The sequence below is a fragment of the Halopseudomonas sp. SMJS2 genome, assembly GCF_029866945.1.
Classification (GTDB): Bacteria; Pseudomonadota; Gammaproteobacteria; order Pseudomonadales; family Pseudomonadaceae; genus Halopseudomonas; species Halopseudomonas bauzanensis.
The window spans coordinates 844,835-865,667 of the sequence record NZ_CP123445.1 but is presented as its reverse complement, the minus strand read 5'-3'; the positions used below and the strand labels follow the sequence as shown (position 1 = coordinate 865,667).

The following is a 20,833-nucleotide window of genomic DNA, read 5'->3' as shown; positions in this document are numbered from 1 at the left end:
CAACCTTGCTCCTATAACGAGCAAGGCATGCGCGTTCTCAAAATGACAAGACAATTCGTGACTCTATTCTCGGAAGCAGCTACGAGTACGGTCGATACCGGCCATCTCCGAACTCAAATACTGCCGGCAATATAGTCATTAATACGTTCATGATACCGGCGCACCCGATCTTCCTGCCGCGCGAGATAAGAGTCTTGGTAGCCACGAGAATGAAATCCTCGCTGCTGAGCGATGGCGATACTCAGGTCCTGATCGGCAACAAAGCCCATGGACGCCTCACCATGCTTGAACACATGGTGTTTGGCTGGCTTAGGCGGCACCAACTCACCCAACGGTGTACCCACATCGGGCTCACCTTCTGAGGGGCGCACGAAGAACCAATGGTCGAAGAGGCACTTCTCCGGATCAGTTGGATGGGGCTGGGGCCGCAGGATCTGAAAACTCTCCGCCGCAAGCGTGAAGGACAAGTTGGGAAAAAGCGTGTAATGGTGATAGTCAGTCAATTGGTCGTCTGACAGGTTGTCGTACTGGGTGTAGCCGCGTCCAGCGCCCAGCTTGCGCTTTTGCACTTGCATGGCGCTGCGCACACGTTCGACCTGCCCATCAAACTCGGCCGGATCCAGCCCCCAGTCCCGCATAAGGCTATCGAGCGGTGCCTGCACTTTCTTGCTTTTGTTAGGACCTGCAGGCAAGTGCCCCTTCATCAGCATACGGCTATGACCATTTTGATATAACTCAAAATCAGTATTCTGATAATCATCATCAATGTGAGTTGCCAGCTCTTTATGCAGAGACTGGACATGGTAGGACTCGTTGAAGTTGTCCTGGATCACTTTCCAGTTACAGTCGACTTCAGCGGTGAGATGCATGACCCTGACCATCTTATCCATTTCATAGGCTTCAAATTGATCAGCCACTACCCCCAGCGAATCCCGTAGCGGAATAGCGTCGTGATCCATGTTGATCCAAACCAGTCCGGCAAAGGTTTCACAGCGCAACTCTTTCAGGCTCAGCTTTCCAACAGGATTGCCCTGAGGAAAATCCTCAGAGTCTTTGGCAATAAGCAACTGCCCATTCAGGCCATAGCACCAGCTGTGATAGCTGCAAACCAGGCGCCGTACCTGCGTTTCCTCGCAGTTGATCATGCGGTTGCCGCGATGCTGGCAGACATTATAAAACGCGCGGATCCGATCGCCCTCATCACGAATCATCAATATGGACTCGTTACCTATTTCATGGGTTACTACACAGCCGACCTTTGGGAATTGAGCCTCAACAGCGCCAACTTGCCAAGTTCGAGTAAACACGTGCTCCCATTCCTTTTGCATGAAGTCGACACTGTAGTATCGATCCCCTGTAATGGGGTCTCCTCGCAAAAAATCCGGGCGAACCAGGGCTTCACGCGTTTTCTTCGCTAGCACATCAAATTGGGCGTTCATAAAGCATCTCCTACCGGGGGTGGCTTGAGCCATACTTATTGTGGGTTCATCAGATCGTAAGCATATACAGGATCAGACATGTCGCGTTTGCCGCGCCGCTGGAATTGGGCGTAGTGGCCACCGTCCTGCTGACTGAAAGGCCAGGCTGCGTTCCAGTCAAGGATCAGATTGCGAGAAAACAGGCGCCACACACCCTGCCGTTTCTCCCATTGATCCAGATAGCGCATACCGTCAGGACAGTTGATCAAACTGCCATCAAGGAGCTGTGCGGCAGCGTTACCCAACATGGACGATTCCGCCTTCGCCCGATAACCGTCCAGATCAATGATAACGGTGGCGTAACGATGCCAACCCATCACCAGGTTCTCTTTGATAAACGGCAGGTTGTATTCACAGAACTCCCAAGCATTGCCCTGGAAGATACCGAAGTCAACTTCGCCATCGGAGTGAAAGACGGACTTCAGCATCTGGAGATCGCAGCGGTCGATGGCCTGGCAATATCGGGTCATCTGATCTTGTATTGCCTGCCGGTCAAGCACCGCCTGAAGTCGTGCGGAAAGCTCGCTCATAGGGCCTCCAACATCCCGTACACCGGGTCCGATCTATCGCGCGTGCCACGCAGTTTGAACAACCCGAACAGCCCTTCATCCCACACCGCAGTGGTCGGCTGATTCATATTCCAGTCATGTACAAAACTGCGGTGCTCGATCTTCCAGGCACCGCCAACCTTACGGTATTTGTCGAGGTAGCGACCGCCGGTCAAACGGTCTGTCTTTACACCGTCATTGACCACCGTCGTAAAGTTGATCAGGCAGACCTCACCCCTGGCTTCATCGCCGGTAATATAGAAGATCTCATTGGACACAGAGCTGAAGGTACGCTCGATTTCATCACTCAGTTCGGTGACAGAAACGATATAGGGTTCCGCGCTGCCCTGGAAGCTGCCACAATCAATGCTCGCGTCAGCAGTAAAGAGGGACATCATCAAGCCACGGTCGGCTCGATCGTGCGCGCGACAAAAAAGAGAGTTGAGCAAATGTAGCGCTTGCTTGGCTTCCACCTCGCCCAGCAACGCCTGCTCGGAAACGAGAGACATAGTAAAACCTCATCTATTTATTAGATTTATTAATAGAGCTTTCAGCTATCAAACATAGAGGAATAATTTAAATTTACGCCTAGCATGAAAACATGTCAATCTGTTTTTATTTAACATCAAGCCCTTTTCAAAATCCTCTCTAGGTACCGGAAATTGACCTGCCACCGAATCAGCTTTGATTGTTTCTATTCAGGATAAGGTCGGCGGCACGCCAGCCCAGCGCCATGGCGGGACCATTGGTGTTGGCCGACACCAGCGCCGGCATGACCGAGCAGTCCACCACCCGCACACCTTCAACGCCCCGTACACACAGTTGTTCATCGACTACCGAGGCCGCATCCATGCCCATGCGGCAGGTACCCACCGCATGCGTCCCACACAGTGAAGCAGTAGTAAAATAGTCCAGAATCGCCTGGTCATCAGCTACCACACCGGCAGGCAACAACTCCTCTCCCACATAGTGCTGCAACGCTGGCTGACGCATATAGTCACGCATGTAGTGCACCATGCCGACCGCCGCCTGGCGGTCTTCCTCAGTAGTCAGCCAGTTGGGCGTTATTTGCAGCGGCGCCTGAGGATCGCTTGACGCAATATGCAGCTTGCCCCGACTGCTGAGCTTGAGCAACTGACCGTACACGGTCACCCCTGGCTGGTCTTCCACTCCATCGGGAACTGGGAAGTTGTCTTCGCTGCGCGGATAGGTAAATGCACTGAGATACAACTGCGCATCAGGTCGCGGCAGCTCTTGCCGAGTGCGGATGAAAGCACCGACTTCAAAGGGTCCTGTGGCCATGGGTCCGGACTTTCGCGTGTAGTATTCGGCCACACTTTTCAGCAGACCAAGGCCACGGAACTTGTGATTCAACCCTTTGTCGTTCTTCAGCCGATAGGGAATCAGAAACCCCAGATGATCCATCAGATTTTGCCCCACTTCCGGGCTATGGACCAGCGGCGTGACACCGGCACGCGTCAACGTATCGGCATCGCCGATACCCGACAGCTGGAGGATTTTCGGGCTGATAAGCGTACCCGCGCACAGAATCACCTCGCCGCTACAGGCATACTCCTGGATAACGTCATTGACCCGGCAGCGCACCCCAGAGGCACGCTTGTCGGTAAACAGTACTCGCTCCACCAGCGCACCGGTAACTACCTGCAGGTTAGGCCGTGACAACACGGGATGCAGAAAAGCGACCGCCGAACTCTGCCGCTTGCCCTGCTTGATGGTGTGAGCGTAGTAACCCACTCCCTCCTGGTCTTCGCGATTGAAATCCTCCAGACGGCTCAGCCCTTTCTGCTCTCCCGCCTGGATCAACGCCTCGCTAACCGGATAACGGTACTTACCGGCACTGATATGCACTGGCCCACCAGCACCGCGAAGCTCGTCGGCTCCCAACTCATGATCCTCAATGGACCTGAACGCCTGACGCATGGCCGACCAGCCCCAGTTCGCACCGGCCAGCTCTTCCCAGCGCGCATAGTCCTCAGGCTGACCGCGCACATAGATCATGCCATTGATGGAACTGGAGCCACCGACTACCTTGCCACGAACCCAGGCCTCGGTCGATTCAGTGCCAGCCTTGCGCGGCTGTTGTACCGGAAAGTGCCAGGCATGTTTCGGATCACTCACCAGCTTGGCGAAGCCCTTGGGCATGCTGATCAGAGGGCTCTTGTCCCAACCGCCCGCCTCCAGCAGCAGCACCTGAAAACCATCAGCGCTGAGACGGTTGGCCAACACGCAGCCAGCAGAGCCCGCACCAACAATGATGTAGTCATAAGTTTGCATTTAATCGTCTCAAAGCGTCAGAAAAGAGGCAGCTCAGTGGCTGGATTCACGCTCCAGGGCTTCTTCGAGCCCCCGATACATGAACTGATAAACCCCTTGCAAGAATTCATTTGCGGTAGCCAAATCTTGTTCAGCGGCAGAGAATCGGCCGACGTATTCCAACCGGCAGCCGCCAGGAACGTCGGTGACAACACCAGTCGCCTGATACTCCGTAAGACCCGCCGGCAGCTGCTTGACCATTGAAAGCTTGTAAACCTTGTTTTCAGGATCCAGAAAGTCGAGGCGCTCACTGATCGCGTGCGGAAATCCCACGTTGAAGATGTGACGAACAAGACCAACACCCTCTCCTTCAACTTCGATCTTTTCGATCTGAATCGCCTGGGCATCCCTGGGCCACCAGCGCTCAATGTGAGCAAAGTCGGCGAGCAGCTCCCATAACGCGTCCGACTTGAAAGGAAATTCGTGACTTGTTGTGATCTCGTTCATGCTTTCTGCCCCGTTCACCTGGTTGTTTGATTACTGAGCCGCGGCAACTACCGCAGCTTCGATTTCCGATTTCATCGGGTTACGCCGCAGTGTGAGGCCGCCATTTACCTGGAGGTTTTCACCGGTCATAAAGCACTCGTCACCCGCCAACCACACAATAGCCGAGGCAATGTCTTCCGAGGTTCCAATCCGGCCCAGCGGGTAACCGGCGACAAAGGCATCGAACAGACCAGGGGTCTGTTTCGCTTCCGCGGTCATTGGTGTTTCGGTCAAGCCTGGAGACACCGAATTGGCACGAATACCTTTATTGCCATACTCATTCGCAATACAGCGCACCACGTGGTCAATCCCGGCCTTGGTGCCCATATAGGCAGAATGATCTTCAAACATGATCTTGGCCGTTGCCGAACTGATTTGAATCAGCGAAGCAGGCGCAGTTACCCGTTTGACCGCTTCCTGAAACAGCATATAGGGTCCGATATATTGCAGATCAGACATCTTTCTCAAGTCGGCTTCGGTCGTTTCCTCAAACGATTTCAGCAGCCCCCAGCCTGTGGCGTTAACCACGATATCAACATGGCCGTAACGGGTAATCGCTGCGCAGAACAGATTTTCGATATCCGCCTTGCTGGTAATGTCGCAGCAGACGGCTAAGCCATTCAGCTCTGCAGCCAAGCAATCCAGCTCTTCCAGGTTGCGGCCTGCCACAACAGCTTTGGCACCTTCGGCATGTAATCGGCGGGCAATTACCTGGCCCATATTGTCCTTGCCTGCCGCGCCCAGAACGATGGCCACCTTATTAAACAACTGACTCATGTCACCTCCTAACATCTATATCTGTAAACGGATTTACGCTTTGCTCATAATGGCCAAGTGCCTGGCTTGCCGTGATTTCTGGCCCCGGCGCAACCCTCTTTCGCTTGCGCCCAAGCTTTACCTCACGCCGCCTCCAGTCATTGATTGGGGCGAAAAGAAACTCATCGGCTTGGGTTCAATGTCTTGCCAGCCTGACTCGCCGGTGGAGTACGCCTGTCGGGCATAGGCGCCTGTTTTCAGGTCATGGGTAACAAATTGGCCACTGATATGTCCGTAGCTTTCATATTTGGGAAAGCTTTCCGAGTGCACAACGCGGTAGACCGAGCCGGTGCTATCGTAGGAAGCACTCATTCCCACCCCCAGGAAGTCTTCATCCCAGTAAAGCGTTCGGCGAGGGTATATATGGCGCTTGCCTGCCTTGAGAGTGGCTTCGACAACCCACACCCTATGCAGCTCCCAGCGCACACAATCCGGGTTGGGGAAGTTCGGGGTAAAGACCTGATCACGTCCACACTGGGCCGTGTCGTACATCTTGAACATGTTATAGGGGAGATAAACTTCCTTTTTTCCCTTGAGTTCAAAGTTGTACCTATCAAAGGCGCCGTAAAAAACCGAGGAATCATCAACCGTTCCGATCCCTGCCCCGGCTGGGGACGGCGTATCATAGGCGACATCAGGTGAAAGCTTTACCCTGCGCTGACCTATCAGATAGCTCCACGCACGGCGCGCATTAGTCAGCATGTCCAGCGAATCATGAATAACCAGTTTTTCCCCTGCTTTACGCACCGGAGCGTGATAGTCAGCGCGCAGAACTTCGTTGACCTCGTCTCCTGTCAGCGGTTCGCTTCTGGCAGGGTCCCATAAAGGGTACTGGTTCCACTGAGTTTGACCTGCCGTATCGATTACGGAACCAGAACCATTGACTATGGTGGTTTTCAGGTCTTCGCTCATGAAGGCATAACCTTCGTATTTCATGTAGCGATTCCACATCACCTCGCTTCCGCTTTTCGGAATGGGGAAAGGAGTACCTGCCCAACAGCCTTGCAGCCGCAGCTCATCTTGCAGTGTACAACTGGTCGCATTCTTTCGCGTTGCATCCAGGAAATGCTGCGGATAGCGAGCCGTGCGGTGGCTTGGATAGACGTTGATCTTGAACTCGGGGTACCGCTCGAACATGGCGATTGATGCTGAGGTCAATCGTGCGCTGTGCTCCCGGAAGTTGCCGGCATCTATGGTGAACAGTATCGGCTCATCGGCAAACGGGTCTGGACGAATACCTGGTTTACTGGGGTCGTAACCGGCCGGCGATTCGATACCGCCAGTGTAAGCGGGAATGCTGCCATCGGCGTTCGCGGCTTGCTCTGCGCCCCATGGCGTGAGGTCCTGGCCTAGGCGTCCAGCTTCTTCTTCCGATACGGCTGCAACTGTTGCAGTGCTAAGCGTCATCCCCATGGCCAGAGCCAAAGATAAGTACTTTATTTTCATAACCACGCCTTTTTCTTGCCAATCGGCCTTAAATTATCAATTACAAACAGACATCACTGCTTCCGTTACCTGTGGCCACTGACATACATTTCAGTCGTAGTAGCGGCGAACGGATAGCACTGCACGTTGAGGCCACCCAGCAAGCGATTGCCGGATAGATAAACGTCAGGGAAGCGATGAAGGAAAAAGGCAGAAGGAATCGCACGTGGCGAGTGAGAAAGAATGATAATCCAAATTGAGAAACATGACGGTTACCCCTCTTATTTTTATTTTCGACCGTTACAGGTCAATAGTCAGAAGTACGGGTTTTTCTTTCCAGCAACAAAGAGCACCTACGTTTAGGTTCAAACACCCTAGCCGCCAATCACAAAACAATCAATACTGTTTCTAATTTTTTACCTATCTCCGCCCTACTGTCGAAGGTACCCCACGCCCCATCAACGCCGGCGCGGCCTGTTCCGCAGCTGACTTCAAGTGGTTCCACGTCGTCCGCATCCGCGCAATATCCTTCAGCTCGATCGGCATCAGCATCCAGAAGGTACGAATAAAGCGAATCTGCGCTGGCATGATCAGGCTCAGGCGGGGATCGCTGTCGGCAGTAAAGGCCGGCAAAATGCCCAGCCCGGCCCCAGCGGCGATGGCTTCCTGCTGAGCCAGCACGCTGGTACTGCGTACCCCGACCGCGCCGGAACCGGCAATCTCGTCGAGAAACAGCAGGTCCTTGCTGAACACCAGATCATCCACATAGCTGACGAAGCGGTGTTTTTCCAGATCGCTGCGGCTGGTGACCGGGCCGTGCTGCTGCAGGTAATCCTTGCCAGCATACAGGCGCAATACATAGTCGGTGAGCTTGGTAATGATGAACGGCCCGCGCTCTGGGCGCTCCAGGGTGATGACGATATCGGCCTCATGGCGGGACAAGCGCACGGCGCGCGGCAGCGCCAGCAGATCGAGGTGCAGGTGCGGGTGGCGGTGACTGAGCTCACTCAATTGGCCGGCCACCAGCATGGTGCCGTAACCCTCGGTAGCACCGATGCGCACCTGGCCGGACAGGGTTTCACCCGGATTGGGTAGCGCCTGCTCGATACGCACGCTGGCCCCTTCCATCAACTCGACTTGCGGCAACAGGCTGCGCCCGGCTTCGGTCAGGGTGTAGCCACTGGTATCACGGAGGAATAGCGCCACGCCGAGACTTTTCTCCAAGGCCTGCAGCCGTCTGGATACCGTGGTGTGGTCCACGCCGAGTCGCCGCGCCGCTGTGGTCAGCCGCCCTGCTCTGCTTAATTCGAGGAAAAACCGCAGGTTATCCCAGTCCATATCCAACCCCTGTGCAAAAACGCAGACTCAACTTGCGAATGAGCCAATTGTTTATGGGAAAAACGCACTGCTACTATCCATGACATCTTCCAAGACGACAAGGGCCGCGGCCCAGAGGACAACAATGAGCAATAACAACATCCCCACCGTCAAACTGCTGATCAACGGCGAATTCATCGAATCGAAGACTGATCAATGGCGCGATGTCATCAACCCCGCGACCCAGGAAGTCCTGGCCCGTGTGCCCTTCGCTACCCAGGATGAGATCAATGCCGCAGTAGCCAGCGCCAAGGACGCCTTCAAGACCTGGCGCAAGACGCCGATCGGCGCCCGCGCCCGTATCTTCCTCAAGTATCAGCAGCTGATCCGCGAGAACATCAAGGAGCTGGCCGCCATTCTGACTGCCGAGCAAGGCAAGACCCTGGCCGACGCTGAAGGTGATGTGTTCCGTGGGCTGGAAGTAGTGGAGCATGCTTCTGCAGTAGGCAACCTGCAACTGGGCGAGTTGGCCAACAACGTGGCTGGTGGCGTGGACACCTATACCCTGATGCAGCCGCTGGGCGTCTGCGCCGGCATCACCCCGTTCAACTTCCCGGCGATGATCCCATTGTGGATGTTCCCGATGGCCATCGCCACCGGGAACACCTTCGTGCTCAAGCCCTCCGAGCAGGACCCGATGGTCACCATGCGCCTGGTCGAGCTGGCACTGGAAGCCGGCATCCCGGCCGGTGTGCTGAACGTGATCCACGGTGGTGTGGACGCAGTGAATGGTATCTGTGATCACCCGGACATCAAGGCGGTGTCCTTCGTCGGCTCCACCCATGTCGGCACCCACGTATACAACCGTGCCACCCAGGCCGGCAAGCGTGTGCAGTGCATGATGGGCGCCAAGAACCACGCCATCGTCATGCCCGACGCCAACAAGGAACAGACCCTGAACAACCTGATCGGCGCCGCCTTCGGCGCGGCCGGCCAGCGCTGCATGGCGCTGCCGGTGGTCATTCTGGTCGGCGAGGCGCGCAACTGGCTGCCGGAGCTGGCACGCAAGGCGCAAACCCTGAAGGTCAGTGGTGGTGTCGAGCCGGGCACCGATGTCGGCCCGGTCATTTCTACCGCAGCCCTGGAACGCGTCAACGGCTTTATCCAGAAAGGCATCGACGAGGGCGCCGAGCTGGTACTCGACGGCCGCAACCCCGACGTACCCGGTTATGCGGACGGCAACTTCGTTGGTCCGACCATCTTTGCCGGCGTCAAGCCGGGCATGACTATCTATGATGACGAAATCTTCGGGCCGGTGTTGTGCGTGATGCAGGCGGACAATCTGGATGAGGCAATCGACATCATTAACGCCAACCCGAATGGTAACGGCACCGCCATCTTTACCCGCTCCGGTGGCATCGCCCGCCGCTTCCAGGAAGATATCGACGTTGGTCAGGTGGGTATCAACGTACCGATTCCGGTGCCGGTCCCGCTGTTCTCCTTCAGCGGCTCGCGGGGCTCCAAGCTGGGCGATCTGGGTCCCTACGGCAAGCAGGTAATCCTGTTCTACACCCAGACCAAAACCGTCACCGCCCGCTGGTTCGATGATGACGAGCAGGCCGCCGCGGTCAACACCACCATCACGCTGAAGTAAGCTTTACGGGCCGGCCAGAAAGATGGGCCGGCCTCTTTTTATTGGAGTAGCGATATGAGTTTTGAAACCATTCTGATCGAGACCCGCGAGCGTGTGGGTCTGATTACCTTGAACCGCCCCCAGGCGCTGAATGCGCTGAATACCCAGGTTCTGGATGAACTGAACCAGGCGCTGGACCAGTTCGAGAACGACCCGCAGATCGGTTGTGTAGTCCTGACCGGCTCCAGCAAGGCCTTCGCTGCTGGTGCCGATATCAAGCAGATGGTCGATCTGCAATACCCCGGCGTGTTCATGGATGACTTTTTCTCCCCTGCCGACCGCATCGCCAACCGCCGCAAGCCGTTGATTGCCGCAGTGGCTGGCTACGCCCTGGGCGGCGGCTGCGAACTGGCAATGATCTGCGACTTCATCTATGCCGCCGACAATGCCCGCTTCGGCCAACCCGAAATCAACCTGGGCGTACTGCCCGGCATCGGCGGCACCCAGCGCCTGACCCGCGCCATAGGCAAAGCCAAGGCAATGGAAATGTGTCTGACCGGTCGCCAGATGGATGCCCAGGAAGCCGAGCAGGCTGGCCTGGTCGCGCGCATCATTCCGGTCGATCAGCTCCTGGAAGAAACCCTGAAGACCGCCCAGGTCATCGCCAGCAAGTCCCTGCCGAGCGTGATGATGACCAAAGAATGCGTCAACCGGGTATTCGAGAGCAGCCTGAGTGAAGGTGTGCGTTTCGAGCGCCGGGTATTCCACTCGATCTTCGCCACCGCTGACCAGACCGAAGGCATGCAGGCCTTTGCCGAGAAGCGTAAACCCAATTTCAAGCACGCTTGAGCATCGATACAACTAGCTGACAAGAATAAGAGGTAGCTCATATGAAAATCGGATTCCTTGGTCTCGGCAACATGGGCGGCCCCATGGCCCACAACCTCCTCAAGGCTGGCCATGAACTGACTGTATTCGACCTGTCCGAAGCGGCGGTGGCCAATCTGGTAGAAGCCGGCGCCAGCGCCGCGCCCAGCATTGCCGTGCTGGCCGGCAGCAATGTGGAAGTGATCATCACCATGCTGCCCGCCGCCCAACATGTGAAAGGTGTCTATTTGGGTGAAGACGGCCTGCTGGCCAAAGTGGCACCCGAGGTGCGGCTGATCGACAGTTCCACCATCGACCCCATGAGCGCCCGGGAAGTAGCCACTGCCGCGGCGGCAAAGGGCAACCGCATGATTGATGCGCCAGTTTCCGGCGGTACCGGCGGTGCAGCGGCGGGCACCTTGACCTTCATGGTCGGCGGTGAACAGGCCGACTTTGATGCCGCCCTGCCGGTCTTGCAGGCCATGGGCAAGAACATCGTCTATTGCGGGCCAAGTGGCAATGGCCAGGTCGCCAAGGTGGCCAACAACATGCTGTTGGGCATTTCCATGATCGGCGCCGCCGAGGCCATGAACCTGGGCGTGTCCTTGGGCATGGACCCCAAGGTGCTGGCCGGCATCATCAACACCTCCAGTGGCCGCTGCTGGAGTACCGATACCTACAATCCCTACCCCGGCGTACTGGACAACGCTCCGGCGTCCCGCGGCTACACCGGTGGCTTCGGCACCGACCTGATGCTCAAGGACCTGGGCCTGGCCACCGAGGCTGCCAAGCAGGCACGCCAGCCGGTAGTGCTCGGCGCCCTGGCGCAGCAGTTGTACCAGACCTTCAGCGGCCAGGGTAATGGCGGGCTGGATTTCTCCGCCATCATCAAGATGTACAACGGAGCGATCGAATGAGCGAGCAGAGCGTACTGGCCGAAGTGCGTAACGGCGTCGGCCACCTGACCCTCAACCGTCCGGCCGGGCTCAACGCCCTCAGCCTGGAGATGGTGCGCGGCCTGCGCCAGCAACTGGATGCTTGGCACAACGACCCGGCCGTACGTTTAGTCGTGCTGCGGGCCAACGGCGAAAAGGCCTTCTGCGCCGGCGGCGACATCCGTGGCCTGTATGACAGCTTCAAGGCCGGCGACGGTATGTACGTCACCTTCTTTGAAGAGGAATACGCCATGGACCAGGTGCTCCATGGCTACCCCAAGCCCGTGCTGGCACTGATGGACGGCTTCGTCCTCGGCGGCGGCATGGGCCTGGCCCAGGCTGCCTCGCATCGCGTGGTCACCGAGCGGGTGAAGATGGGCATGCCGGAAACCGGTATTGGCTACTTCCCGGATGTGGGCGGCAGTTTTTTCCTGTCCCGCCTGGAGGGTGCCATCGGCCAGTACCTGGGCGTAACCGGCTCGCATATCCGCGCCGCCGATGCCCTGTACTGCGGCCTGGCCGACCACTGCATCAGCAGCGACCTCGTCACGGAGCTGGATCAGGCACTGAACAGCCAGAGCTGGTCGGATGACCCGGCACGCGATCTGGATCAGTTGCTGCACAAACGCGCCTCGCAGAAAATCCCCGGCTCAGAAATCAAGGCGCTGCGCTCGGCCATCGACCGGCACTTCAGCCATCCGGACATGCTCCGGATTCGGGCTTCCCTGGCTGTCGAAGACTGCCCCGCCTATCAGGACTGGGCCGAACGCACCCTGGCGGCCATCGACAGCAAGTCGCCGCTGGCCATGAATGTGACCCTGGAACTGCTGCGTCGCGGCGGCGAGCTGGATCTGACGGATTGTTTCGCGCTGGAGCTGCATCTGGACCGCCAGTGGTTCGCCAAGGGCGACATCATGGAAGGCGTGCGGGCGCTGATCGTCGACAAGGACAAGAGTCCCCGCTGGAACCCGCCCACGCTGGCCGAGGTAAAAGCAGAACAGGTCGCGGACTTCTTCGCCGGCTTCACCGCACACAGCACCGATGAACGGCGCCAGGCCTGACGGATAGGGAGACGGAACACATGCACGATATCGAACTCAACGAAGACCAGCGCATGATCCGCGACATGGCCCGCCAGTTCGCCCAGAGCGAGTTGGCGCCGCGCGCCGCGGAATGGGACAAGTCCGGCTGGATCGATGATGCCGTGGTACGCCAGATGGGCGAGCTGGGCCTGCTGGGCATGGTGGTGCCCGAGGAATGGGGCGGCAGCTATGTCGACTATGTCGCCTATGCCCTGGCCGTGGAGGAAATCGCCGCCGGCTGTAGCGCCACCGGCGCGATGATGAGCATCCACAACTCGGTGGGCTGCGGCCCGCTGCTCAAGTTCGGCAACGCCGAGCAGCAGGAGACCTGGTTGCCGGACCTGGCTACCGGCAGAGCCATCGGCTGCTTCGCCTTGACCGAACCCCAGGCCGGCTCCGAGGCCCATAATCTGCGCACCCGGGCGGTGTTGGACAATGGCGAATGGGTAATCAACGGTGCCAAGCAGTTCGTCAGCAACGCCAAGCGGGCACAGCTGGCTATCGTCTTTGCCGTGACCGACCCGGAGCTGGGCAAGAAGGGCCTGTCGGCATTTCTCGTCCCCACCGACAATCCCGGCTTCAAGATCGAGCGCATGGAGCACAAAATGGGCATCCGCGGCTCGGATACCTGCGCCGTGACCCTGGATAACTGCCGCATTCCCGAAGCCAACCTGCTCGGTCCGCGCGGCAAGGGACTGGCCATCGCCCTGTCCAACCTGGAAGGCGGCCGTATCGGCATCGCCGCCCAAGCCCTGGGTATCGCCCGCTCGGCCTTCGAAGCCGCCCTGACCTACGCCCGCGAACGCACCCAATTTGGTGTGGCCCTGACCGAGCACCAGAGCATAGCCAACATGCTGGCCGACATGCATACCCGCCTCAATGCGGCACGCCTGTTGATCCTGCATGCCGCACGGCTGCGCACCGAAGGCGTACCCTGCCTCTCGGAAGCCTCCCAGGCCAAGCTGTTCGCCAGCGAGATGGCCGAAGACGTCTGTTCCAAGGCGGTGCAGATTCATGGCGGCTACGGTTATCTTGAGGACTACCCGGTGGAGCGGCTGTATCGTGACGCGCGGATTACCCAGATCTACGAAGGTACCAGCGAGATCCAGCGGCTATTGATTGCCCGGGAGTTGAAGAACTACGCATTGTAAGGATGGAAACGGCCGGGCCCCGCGCCCGGCCGCCAATAAAAAAATACCGTCCAGATTGTTTATTAACGGAGTCTCGACTAATATCAATAACAATAAAGTGCGCAGCTGATACACTCAGCCAGCGCAAGACAAAAACAACAAAAAATAAAGCAGGAACTGATGTCATGCATAAAAACTATATCAATGCCGTTACCATCGTCGCCTTTTTCATTGCCCTGCTGACCGTGCTGTCCATTCTCGCCGTGCACCGCACCAATGTGGCCCATGCCAACCAACCGGCCAGCATTCCCTGTCATACCCTGAGCTGTCACGCCATGAACCCAGGCCACTGGCTCTAACCTGACCTCATCTCGCCTGTAGTTTGAACGGCTCGATCAGCCCCACGCCGATCGCCATACCTACCAGCGCCGGCAGGCTCGTGGCCTGCATCCGCTTCATCACCCGTGAGCGGTACAAATCCACGGTCTTGACGCTCACGCCCAATTGCTCGGCAATCTCCCGGTTGCTGTAGCCCTGCACCAGCGGCAGCAGTACGTCGCGCTCGCGGGGGGTGAGCTGTTGCATGCGTTCACGCACCGGATCACCCTCCCTCTGATCCATCACCGGCGCTTGGTACAGCCGCAGCGCACGCTGGACGCTGTCGAGCAGTAATTGCTCGTTATAGGGCTTCTCGATGAAATCCGCTGCCCCACCGCGAAAAGCCCGCACCACAATGGGCACGTCGGCATGGGCGCTGACGAAAATCACCGGCAGCTTGCTGCCCCGCTCACGCAGCACGTCCTGTACTGCCAGCCCGCCCATGCCGGGCATGCGTATATCCAGCAGCACGCAGGCCGGCAGCTCTTCCAGACAATGGTCAAGAAATGCCTGGCCACTCGTGAAGGGCAGCGCTTGCAGCCCGACCGATTCGAGCAGCCACACCGTGGAGTCCAACATCCCCTGATCGTCATCCACCACGTACACTCGCTGCTGCCGATCCAGCTCCATATCATTTCTCCTGATCATTACTCTTGTATAAAGCCTGCATCCTGCAGCGCTGGCAGCCAGCTATGCAGGCACAACCCGCCCCGCTCATCGCGAAGCGCCTCCAATCCACCACCGAAGCTCTCGACGATGCTCTGACTCATGGATAATCCCAGCCCCAAGCCGTCGGGCTTGCTGGTATAGAACGGCGTGAACATGCTGTTCAACTGTTCATCACTGGCACCTGGCCCCTGATCGATAACCTGCAGGTCCACCCGGCGTTCGTCTGCACTCAGCCGCAGATAGACCTGTGATGGCGTATCCGGAGACTTGTCCCGATTAGCCTCGATGGCATTGCGTAGCAGATTGAGCAACACTTGCTGCAACAGAATGGGATCGACATGGACATCCGGCAGAGCTTCGCCGATCTGCTGGATGATCTCCACCTGCTGTTGCTGCGCCTCCCAGGCGCACAGGCGCACTGCATCCTGCGCCAGCAGTGCGGGGCTGATGCGCTGACCGCGGCGCGGCCCTTTGCGCAGGAAGGCACGCATGCGCTTGATCACCTCTGCCGCATGCTGGGCATGACTGGCAATACGCTCAAGTCCCTGGGCCAGACGCCGGCCCGGCTCGCCACCCGGCTCCAGCGCCGCCAGATAGCGTTGACTGGCGGCGGCGTAATTGACGATGGCGGCCAGCGGCTGGTTGATTTCATGGGCGATACCGGAGGCCAGCTCACCGAGCGTCGCCAATCGCGTGGCATGTGCCAGCTCATCCTGCAGACGGCGGCTGTGCTCTTCACTGCGAATACGTTCGGTAATATCCCGCGACACACTGACAACCTCCACCACCTTGCCGGTATAAGTCTCCCGTATCGCCCGGCTGGCGGTTTCGAACCACAGATAGTGGCCGTCACGATGGCGGATCCGGTAACTGATGGTCAGATAGCCGTCCTGCTCAAGCGCGCTGTCATAGCGCTGCCTGATCTCGTCCCGCTCCTGGGGATGGAACAGCTCGTGGATCTGCGTACCACGCAATTGCTCCGGCCATCGGCCAAGCAGTGCCCAGGCTGCAGGGGAAGCATCCAGAAACGTGCCTTCAGGCGTATGCCGGGAAATCAGATCCGTGGTGTTCTCGATGATCAACCGGTACAGACGCCGAGCGACCACTGCCTGCTGCTCATTGTTCAACGCCTCGGTAGCGTCTCGGGCACGGGCCAGTATCCGGTCGCTGGCCACCGGAATGAAGGTCCACAACAGATGTCGCTGACCGGGCGTTTGCACGGGCACCTCACTGATAGCCCGCTGCTGGCCGAGCGCTGCCGTTATCAGCTGCGCATGGTTGTGGGGCAACAGAATATCCGGCGCATTACCCGCAGCGAGCAGATCGTGCATGGCCGGGTTCCAACCGCACATCCTGCCGCTGGCATCGAACAGGCACGTAGGTTGCGGATCAGCAGCCTGCAGCAGGGAGGCATACCCCTGGTCGGACATGATTTTATCAGGCACCAGACCACCTTATAGTAATTATACCTATAGACCTTGGTAATACTTCCATAACAATTCCAGCTGGGATATAAACTACCCCATAAATATACGGCATTCTCGAATGGCCGTTATCAACAAGAGCTAACAAATGCCAAGGATACGATCCATGTCCATATATCAGGAAGGCCTGTCCGCTGGTGCGGTCAACCATACCGCCTTGTCGCCCCTCGGTTTCATCGAACGCGCTGCCAACGTCTATCCTCACTACCCTGCCGTGGTACATGGTGCCGTTCGGCGCACCTGGGCCCAGACCTATGACCGTTGCCGTCGTCTGGGATCGGCGTTGCAGGGCCGAGGCATCGGCAAGGGCGACACGGTAGCGGTCATGCTGCCGAACATTCCGGAAATGCTCGAAGCGCATTTCGGTGTCCCGATGATCGGGGCGGTGCTCAATACTCTGAACGTACGCCTGGATGCCGAGGCCATCGCCTTCATGCTGCAGCACGGTGAAGCCAAGGTACTGATCGCCGATCGCGAGTTCTTCGATATCGTGCACGCCGCTATCGGCATGCTTGATCACCCACCGCTGGTAATCGACGTAAACGACCCGGAGTACGGCGAGGGACAAGCCAACAGCGCCCTGGATTACGAGGCATTCCTTGCCGAAGGCGATCCCGAGTTCGTCTGGCAGGGGCCGGATGATGAGTGGGATGCGATCAGTCTCAACTACACCTCGGGGACCACCGGCAACCCCAAGGGAGTGGTTTACCATCACCGCGGCGCCTTCCTCAATGCCATGGGCAACCAGATGACCTGGAACATGGGTCAGCATCCGGTCTACCTGTGGACGCTACCCATGTTCCACTGCAATGGCTGGTGCTACCCCTGGACAGTCACCGCCATGGCCGGTGTGCATGTATTCCTGCGCCGGGTCGATCCGCAGAAGATTCTCAACCTGATCCATGATGAGCAGGTCACCCATATGTGCGGCGCGCCCATCGTGCTCAATGCCCTGGTGAACATGCCGCCGGAAGCCAAAGCTGCCATCGACCACCCGGTACATACCATGGTTGCCGGTGCGGCGCCGCCCGCCAAGGTGATTGGTGCGGTGGAAGAAATGGGCATCAAGGTCACCCATGTATACGGGCTGACCGAGACCTACGGCCCGGTCACCGTGTGCGCCTGGCATGGTCATTGGGATGAATTGCCACTGGACGAACGCGCCCGTATCAAGGCCCGCCAGGGTGTGCGTTACCCGACTCTGGAAGGGGTCATGGTCGCTGATCCACAGACCCTGCAGCCGGTGCCCCGCGATGGCGAAACCATTGGTGAGATCTTCATGCGCGGCAACACCGTCATGAAAGGTTATTTGAAGAACCCCTCAGCGACCGCTGAGGCCTTCGAAGGCGGCTGGTTTCACACCGGCGACCTGGGCGTATGGCATGCCGATGGCTATCTCGAGGTCAAGGACCGGCTCAAGGACATCATTATCTCCGGTGGCGAAAACATCTCCACCATCGAGGTGGAAGGTACGCTCTACCGCCATCCCGATATCCTGGAAGCGGCAGTGGTGGCCAGGCCCGATGAGAAGTGGGGTGAAACACCCTGCGCATTCGTCACCTTGAAAGCCGGGCATCAGGCCAGCGAAGCAGACATCATCCATTTCTGCCGGGATCATCTGGCCGCGTTCAAGATACCGAAGAACGTGGTCTTTACCGAGCTGCCGAAAACTTCCACTGGCAAGATCCAGAAATACGTTCTGCGCGACTGGGCCAAGGCAGTCTGATGCGAGCTCTGCCGTAACTCGCCAGGCGTCCCGCGACTACCGCCTCGGGGCGTCTGGCAGCCAAGACTCTGTTTCACAACAACAATAAGCCGACCGATGGTCAGGCCAAGAGGCCTGCGCATTCCGTTGGGCACAGGAGTACTGCATGCAAGTCTACAAACGCACCGATGGTGCCGAACAACCCTTCTGGCCTTGCGGCCCCTTCAAGATTCGCCTGCCCTTCATCCATTACCGCTGGGAAATGGCCGAAATGCTCCAGGCCCTGATCATGTTTGTGGTCAGCCTCGGCATGATCCCGCTACTGCAGACCTATCTCGGCCTGCCCTATGATGTAGCGCTGGCCTATGTGGTGGTCTGTGGTGTCGGTTTCATGCTGCCGGCGCTACTCGGCGTGCCTTTTGTCCCCGGTTGGATCACCCCCGGTATTCCCGTGGTTCTGCTGTTCCTCGGTGATTTCGAACCCGGCCCGGAAGCCATTCAGGCCTTATTCGCCTTGCAGTTTCTGGTGTTTGTCATCTTCCTGTTCCTCGGTATCACACGCCTCGGTAGTGTACTGGTCCGGCTGATTCCGAACTCGATGAAGGGCGGCATCATCATTGGCGCCGGTATTGCCGCACTCATTGGTGAAATCGAGACCGGTGGACGGCTGGCTGCCACACCCTTTTCTCTGGTAATCGGCAGTCTGGTCTGTCTTTACTTGATGTTCTCAGTGTCCTTCAAGGGGTTGACCGAGCGGGTTCCATTTGCGCGCAAAGTGGTCAACTACGGCATGGTACCCGGCATGCTTGTGGCCATCTTCGTAGGTATCACCACCGGCGAATATGAGATGCCGGATGTCCGCTTCGGCATCACCGCACCGGCCTTCGCCGAGATGTGGAACTACCTGCCATTCACCCTTGGCTTCCCGGATGCGAAAGTGTTCATGCTGGCCATACCCACGGCGGTCATTGCCTACATCATCGCCTTTGGCGACATCATTGTTGGCCAGTCTCTGATGCAGCGCGCTGACGAGCTGCGCACCGACGAAGTGATCGAGAACAACATTGACCGGGTGCATCTGGTGACCGCCGTCCGCAATGCGATGCATGCCTTTTTCGCGCCCTCTCCCGGTTTGGCCGGCCCCTTGTGGACGGCCGTTGCTGCCACCATGGCGGAACGCTACAAATATGGGCGCCATGCCATGGAGTCGATCTACAGCGGTGCCGGCACCTTCTGGATTACCGGCTTTCTGGCGCTGTTTCTGCTGCCGCTGGTGAGCTTCTTCCAGCCGGTCCTGCCGATCGCCCTGTCGCTGACACTGATTCTCACCGGCTATATCTGCCTGATGGTCGGTTTCGAGCAGCTCAACAATAATACCGAGCGCGGCATTGCCGGCACCATGGGCGTGGTACTGGCGGTGTATGGCGCAGGCTGGGGGCTGGCCGCCGGCGCCGCGCTGTATATCCTGATCGAGCGTACCCACCTGTTGAAGTTCCGCAGCCCGAGTGACCTCGATCAGCCGGAAGCGGAACAGGAGCAGCCCAGATGAGTAACACTACCGAACTGCCACTCCGCCGATTCAGCTGGCAGCCATTCCATGCGTCGATCGAGAATACTTTCACGCGGTAATTGATTACCGCCGCCGGCCCGGGCCGGCGGCGGCTGGAGAATAGCTATGCGTACTTTCACCACCCTTGAAGGCAACAGCCAGCGCCTGGATGGCGGGGCCATGTTCGGTAACGCCCCCAAGGCCCTCTGGTCACGCTGGGTCGAGACCGATGAGCACAACCGCATCGCCCTGAGCTGTCGTGCCCTGCTGGTGCAGGAAAACGATCGCAATATTCTTATCGAGACGGGTATCGGTGCCTTTTTCTCGCCGCAGATGAAAGAGCGCTACGGCGTGGTCGAGGATCATCATGTGCTGCTCGACAATCTGGCCGAGATCGGATTGAGTCATGCGGACATTGATGTGGTGGTGTTGACACATCTGCATTTCGATCACGCCGGTGGCCTGCTGAGTCCCTGGCAGGCCGATCAACCACCCCAATTGTTGTTTCCCAAGGCCACCTTCATTACCGGCCAGCGCCATTGGGCGCGAGCCCGCCGACCGCACCCGCGGGATCGTGCGTCCTTCATTCCCGAGCTGCTCGGGCTGCTCGAAGCCAGCGGCCGGCTGGAGCTGATCCAGGACGGTGATGGCTCCGCCACGCTGGGGCCGGACTGGCGGTTCCGCTTCAGCGACGGACATACCCCGGGGCTGATGCTGCCCGAATTCGATATGCCCGACGGCCCGGTGGTGTTTCCCGGCGATCTGATCCCCGGCGCGCCCTGGGTGCACCTGCCAATCACCATGGGATATGACCGTTTTCCCGAGATCCTGATCGGGGAAAAAGAAGCGCTGCTCAATGACATGGTTGCCACGAACGGCCGACTGGTTTTCACTCACGACGCGCAGATGGCCGTGGCACATATCGAGCGAGACGGAGAATCCGGACGCTTCCGGGTGCGTGATACGTCCGGCAACCTGCAGTACGCCAGCAACTGAC

At 58.2% G+C, this 20,833-nt stretch carries 19 protein-coding genes; 9 read left to right on the top strand and 10 right to left on the bottom strand.

Annotated elements, in window-relative coordinates; translation table 11 throughout:
• Window positions 1-113: 113 nt before the first annotated feature.
• The 8 genes from QAO71_RS04230 to QAO71_RS04195 all read right to left on the bottom strand — a co-directional run bounded on the left by QAO71_RS04230 (window position 114) and on the right by QAO71_RS04195 (window position 8,425).
• On the bottom strand, window positions 114-1,439 hold the full coding sequence (locus QAO71_RS04230; RefSeq protein ID WP_280165316.1) for an aromatic ring-hydroxylating dioxygenase subunit alpha: 1,326 nt from the start codon (window positions 1,437-1,439) through the stop codon (window positions 114-116).
• Between the two features lie 35 nt (window positions 1,440-1,474).
• Entirely contained in the window at window positions 1,475-2,008 is a 534-nt protein-coding gene (locus QAO71_RS04225) for a nuclear transport factor 2 family protein (RefSeq protein ID WP_280165315.1), read from the bottom strand.
• The gene (locus QAO71_RS04220) at window positions 2,005-2,535 is read right to left on the bottom strand and encodes a nuclear transport factor 2 family protein (RefSeq protein WP_280165314.1); all 531 of its coding nucleotides are present in this window, start codon (window positions 2,533-2,535) and stop codon (window positions 2,005-2,007) included. Before QAO71_RS04220 ends, QAO71_RS04225 begins: the two co-directional genes overlap by 4 nt.
• A 169-nt stretch (window positions 2,536-2,704) precedes the next feature.
• Window positions 2,705-4,321: a GMC family oxidoreductase N-terminal domain-containing protein gene (locus QAO71_RS04215; RefSeq protein ID WP_280165313.1), complete on the bottom strand. Its 1,617-nt coding sequence runs from the start codon at window positions 4,319-4,321 to the stop codon at window positions 2,705-2,707.
• Between the two features lie 33 nt (window positions 4,322-4,354).
• Window positions 4,355-4,807 carry an SRPBCC family protein gene (locus QAO71_RS04210; RefSeq protein WP_280165312.1) on the bottom strand — a complete coding sequence of 151 codons (453 nt, stop codon included), beginning with the start codon at window positions 4,805-4,807 and terminating at the stop codon, window positions 4,355-4,357.
• A 30-nt stretch (window positions 4,808-4,837) separates the two neighbouring features.
• On the bottom strand, window positions 4,838-5,623 hold the full coding sequence (locus QAO71_RS04205; RefSeq protein WP_280165311.1) for an SDR family oxidoreductase: 786 nt from the start codon (window positions 5,621-5,623) through the stop codon (window positions 4,838-4,840).
• Between the two features lie 117 nt (window positions 5,624-5,740).
• A complete protein-coding gene (locus QAO71_RS04200) occupies window positions 5,741-7,108 on the bottom strand; it encodes a DUF1329 domain-containing protein (RefSeq protein ID WP_280165310.1) in 1,368 nt (455 codons plus the stop codon).
• Window positions 7,109-7,507: 399 nt separating this feature from the next.
• Complete coding sequence (locus QAO71_RS04195; RefSeq protein ID WP_280165309.1) at window positions 7,508-8,425, bottom strand: LysR family transcriptional regulator; 918 nt, start codon at window positions 8,423-8,425, stop codon at window positions 7,508-7,510.
• 124 nt (window positions 8,426-8,549) lie between these two features.
• Here QAO71_RS04195 and QAO71_RS04190 point away from each other — a divergent pair, with 124 nt between their 5' ends.
• From QAO71_RS04190 to QAO71_RS04165, 6 genes are all read left to right on the top strand, one after another.
• Window positions 8,550-10,058 carry a CoA-acylating methylmalonate-semialdehyde dehydrogenase gene (locus QAO71_RS04190; RefSeq protein ID WP_280165308.1) on the top strand — a complete coding sequence of 503 codons (1,509 nt, stop codon included), beginning with the start codon at window positions 8,550-8,552 and terminating at the stop codon, window positions 10,056-10,058.
• A gap of 54 nt (window positions 10,059-10,112) precedes the next feature.
• A complete protein-coding gene (locus tag QAO71_RS04185; protein WP_280165307.1) occupies window positions 10,113-10,886 on the top strand; it encodes an enoyl-CoA hydratase in 774 nt (257 codons plus the stop codon).
• A 41-nt stretch (window positions 10,887-10,927) separates the two neighbouring features.
• Window positions 10,928-11,821: a 3-hydroxyisobutyrate dehydrogenase gene (mmsB, locus tag QAO71_RS04180; RefSeq protein WP_280165306.1), complete on the top strand. Its 894-nt coding sequence runs from the start codon at window positions 10,928-10,930 to the stop codon at window positions 11,819-11,821.
• Complete coding sequence (locus QAO71_RS04175) at window positions 11,818-12,900, top strand: enoyl-CoA hydratase/isomerase family protein (RefSeq protein WP_280165305.1); 1,083 nt, start codon at window positions 11,818-11,820, stop codon at window positions 12,898-12,900. Before mmsB ends, QAO71_RS04175 begins: the two co-directional genes overlap by 4 nt.
• A gap of 20 nt (window positions 12,901-12,920) precedes the next feature.
• Window positions 12,921-14,072, top strand: a complete 1,152-nt coding sequence (locus QAO71_RS04170; protein WP_280165304.1) for an acyl-CoA dehydrogenase family protein — start codon at window positions 12,921-12,923, stop codon at window positions 14,070-14,072.
• A gap of 164 nt (window positions 14,073-14,236) precedes the next feature.
• Window positions 14,237-14,410 (top strand): hypothetical protein, encoded by a 174-nt coding sequence (locus QAO71_RS04165; protein WP_280165303.1) that lies wholly within the window; start codon window positions 14,237-14,239, stop codon window positions 14,408-14,410.
• 7 nt (window positions 14,411-14,417) lie between these two features.
• On the opposite strand, the gene QAO71_RS04160 is transcribed toward QAO71_RS04165, so the two are convergent.
• Window positions 14,418-15,059, bottom strand: a complete 642-nt coding sequence (locus tag QAO71_RS04160; RefSeq protein WP_280165302.1) for a response regulator transcription factor — start codon at window positions 15,057-15,059, stop codon at window positions 14,418-14,420.
• A gap of 17 nt (window positions 15,060-15,076) precedes the next feature.
• On the bottom strand, window positions 15,077-16,543 hold the full coding sequence (locus QAO71_RS04155; RefSeq protein WP_280165301.1) for a PAS domain S-box protein: 1,467 nt from the start codon (window positions 16,541-16,543) through the stop codon (window positions 15,077-15,079).
• A 145-nt stretch (window positions 16,544-16,688) separates the two neighbouring features.
• On the opposite strand from QAO71_RS04155, the gene QAO71_RS04150 reads away from it, so the two are divergent.
• The 3 genes from QAO71_RS04150 to QAO71_RS04140 all read left to right on the top strand — a co-directional run bounded on the left by QAO71_RS04150 (window position 16,689) and on the right by QAO71_RS04140 (window position 20,832).
• Complete coding sequence (locus tag QAO71_RS04150) at window positions 16,689-18,308, top strand: acyl-CoA synthetase (protein ID WP_280165300.1); 1,620 nt, start codon at window positions 16,689-16,691, stop codon at window positions 18,306-18,308.
• A gap of 145 nt (window positions 18,309-18,453) precedes the next feature.
• Complete coding sequence (locus tag QAO71_RS04145; protein ID WP_280165299.1) at window positions 18,454-19,836, top strand: solute carrier family 23 protein; 1,383 nt, start codon at window positions 18,454-18,456, stop codon at window positions 19,834-19,836.
• A 126-nt stretch (window positions 19,837-19,962) separates the two neighbouring features.
• The gene (locus QAO71_RS04140) at window positions 19,963-20,832 is read left to right on the top strand and encodes an MBL fold metallo-hydrolase (RefSeq protein ID WP_280165298.1); all 870 of its coding nucleotides are present in this window, start codon (window positions 19,963-19,965) and stop codon (window positions 20,830-20,832) included.
• The last annotated feature ends 1 nt before the right edge of the window (window position 20,833 follow it).

Bases quoted from the DNA above. Each gene is read 5' to 3' on its own strand.
- QAO71_RS04230 (WP_280165316.1), bottom strand. From the start codon at position 1,439: ATGAACGCCCAATTTGATGTGCTAGCGAAGAAAACGCGTGAAGCCCTG.
- QAO71_RS04225 (WP_280165315.1), bottom strand. From the start codon at position 2,008: ATGAGCGAGCTTTCCGCACGACTTCAGGCGGTGCTTGACCGGCAGGCA.
- QAO71_RS04220 (WP_280165314.1), bottom strand. From the start codon at position 2,535: ATGTCTCTCGTTTCCGAGCAGGCGTTGCTGGGCGAGGTGGAAGCCAAG.
- QAO71_RS04215 (WP_280165313.1), bottom strand. From the start codon at position 4,321: ATGCAAACTTATGACTACATCATTGTTGGTGCGGGCTCTGCTGGCTGC.
- QAO71_RS04210 (WP_280165312.1), bottom strand. From the start codon at position 4,807: ATGAACGAGATCACAACAAGTCACGAATTTCCTTTCAAGTCGGACGCG.
- QAO71_RS04205 (WP_280165311.1), bottom strand. From the start codon at position 5,623: ATGAGTCAGTTGTTTAATAAGGTGGCCATCGTTCTGGGCGCGGCAGGC.
- QAO71_RS04200 (WP_280165310.1), bottom strand. From the start codon at position 7,108: ATGAAAATAAAGTACTTATCTTTGGCTCTGGCCATGGGGATGACGCTT.
- QAO71_RS04195 (WP_280165309.1), bottom strand. From the start codon at position 8,425: ATGGACTGGGATAACCTGCGGTTTTTCCTCGAATTAAGCAGAGCAGGG.
- QAO71_RS04190 (WP_280165308.1), top strand. From the start codon at position 8,550: ATGAGCAATAACAACATCCCCACCGTCAAACTGCTGATCAACGGCGAA.
- QAO71_RS04185 (WP_280165307.1), top strand. From the start codon at position 10,113: ATGAGTTTTGAAACCATTCTGATCGAGACCCGCGAGCGTGTGGGTCTG.
- mmsB (WP_280165306.1), top strand. From the start codon at position 10,928: ATGAAAATCGGATTCCTTGGTCTCGGCAACATGGGCGGCCCCATGGCC.
- QAO71_RS04175 (WP_280165305.1), top strand. From the start codon at position 11,818: ATGAGCGAGCAGAGCGTACTGGCCGAAGTGCGTAACGGCGTCGGCCAC.
- QAO71_RS04170 (WP_280165304.1), top strand. From the start codon at position 12,921: ATGCACGATATCGAACTCAACGAAGACCAGCGCATGATCCGCGACATG.
- QAO71_RS04165 (WP_280165303.1), top strand. From the start codon at position 14,237: ATGCATAAAAACTATATCAATGCCGTTACCATCGTCGCCTTTTTCATT.
- QAO71_RS04160 (WP_280165302.1), bottom strand. From the start codon at position 15,059: ATGGAGCTGGATCGGCAGCAGCGAGTGTACGTGGTGGATGACGATCAG.
- QAO71_RS04150 (WP_280165300.1), top strand. From the start codon at position 16,689: ATGTCCATATATCAGGAAGGCCTGTCCGCTGGTGCGGTCAACCATACC.
- QAO71_RS04145 (WP_280165299.1), top strand. From the start codon at position 18,454: ATGCAAGTCTACAAACGCACCGATGGTGCCGAACAACCCTTCTGGCCT.
- QAO71_RS04140 (WP_280165298.1), top strand. From the start codon at position 19,963: ATGCGTACTTTCACCACCCTTGAAGGCAACAGCCAGCGCCTGGATGGC.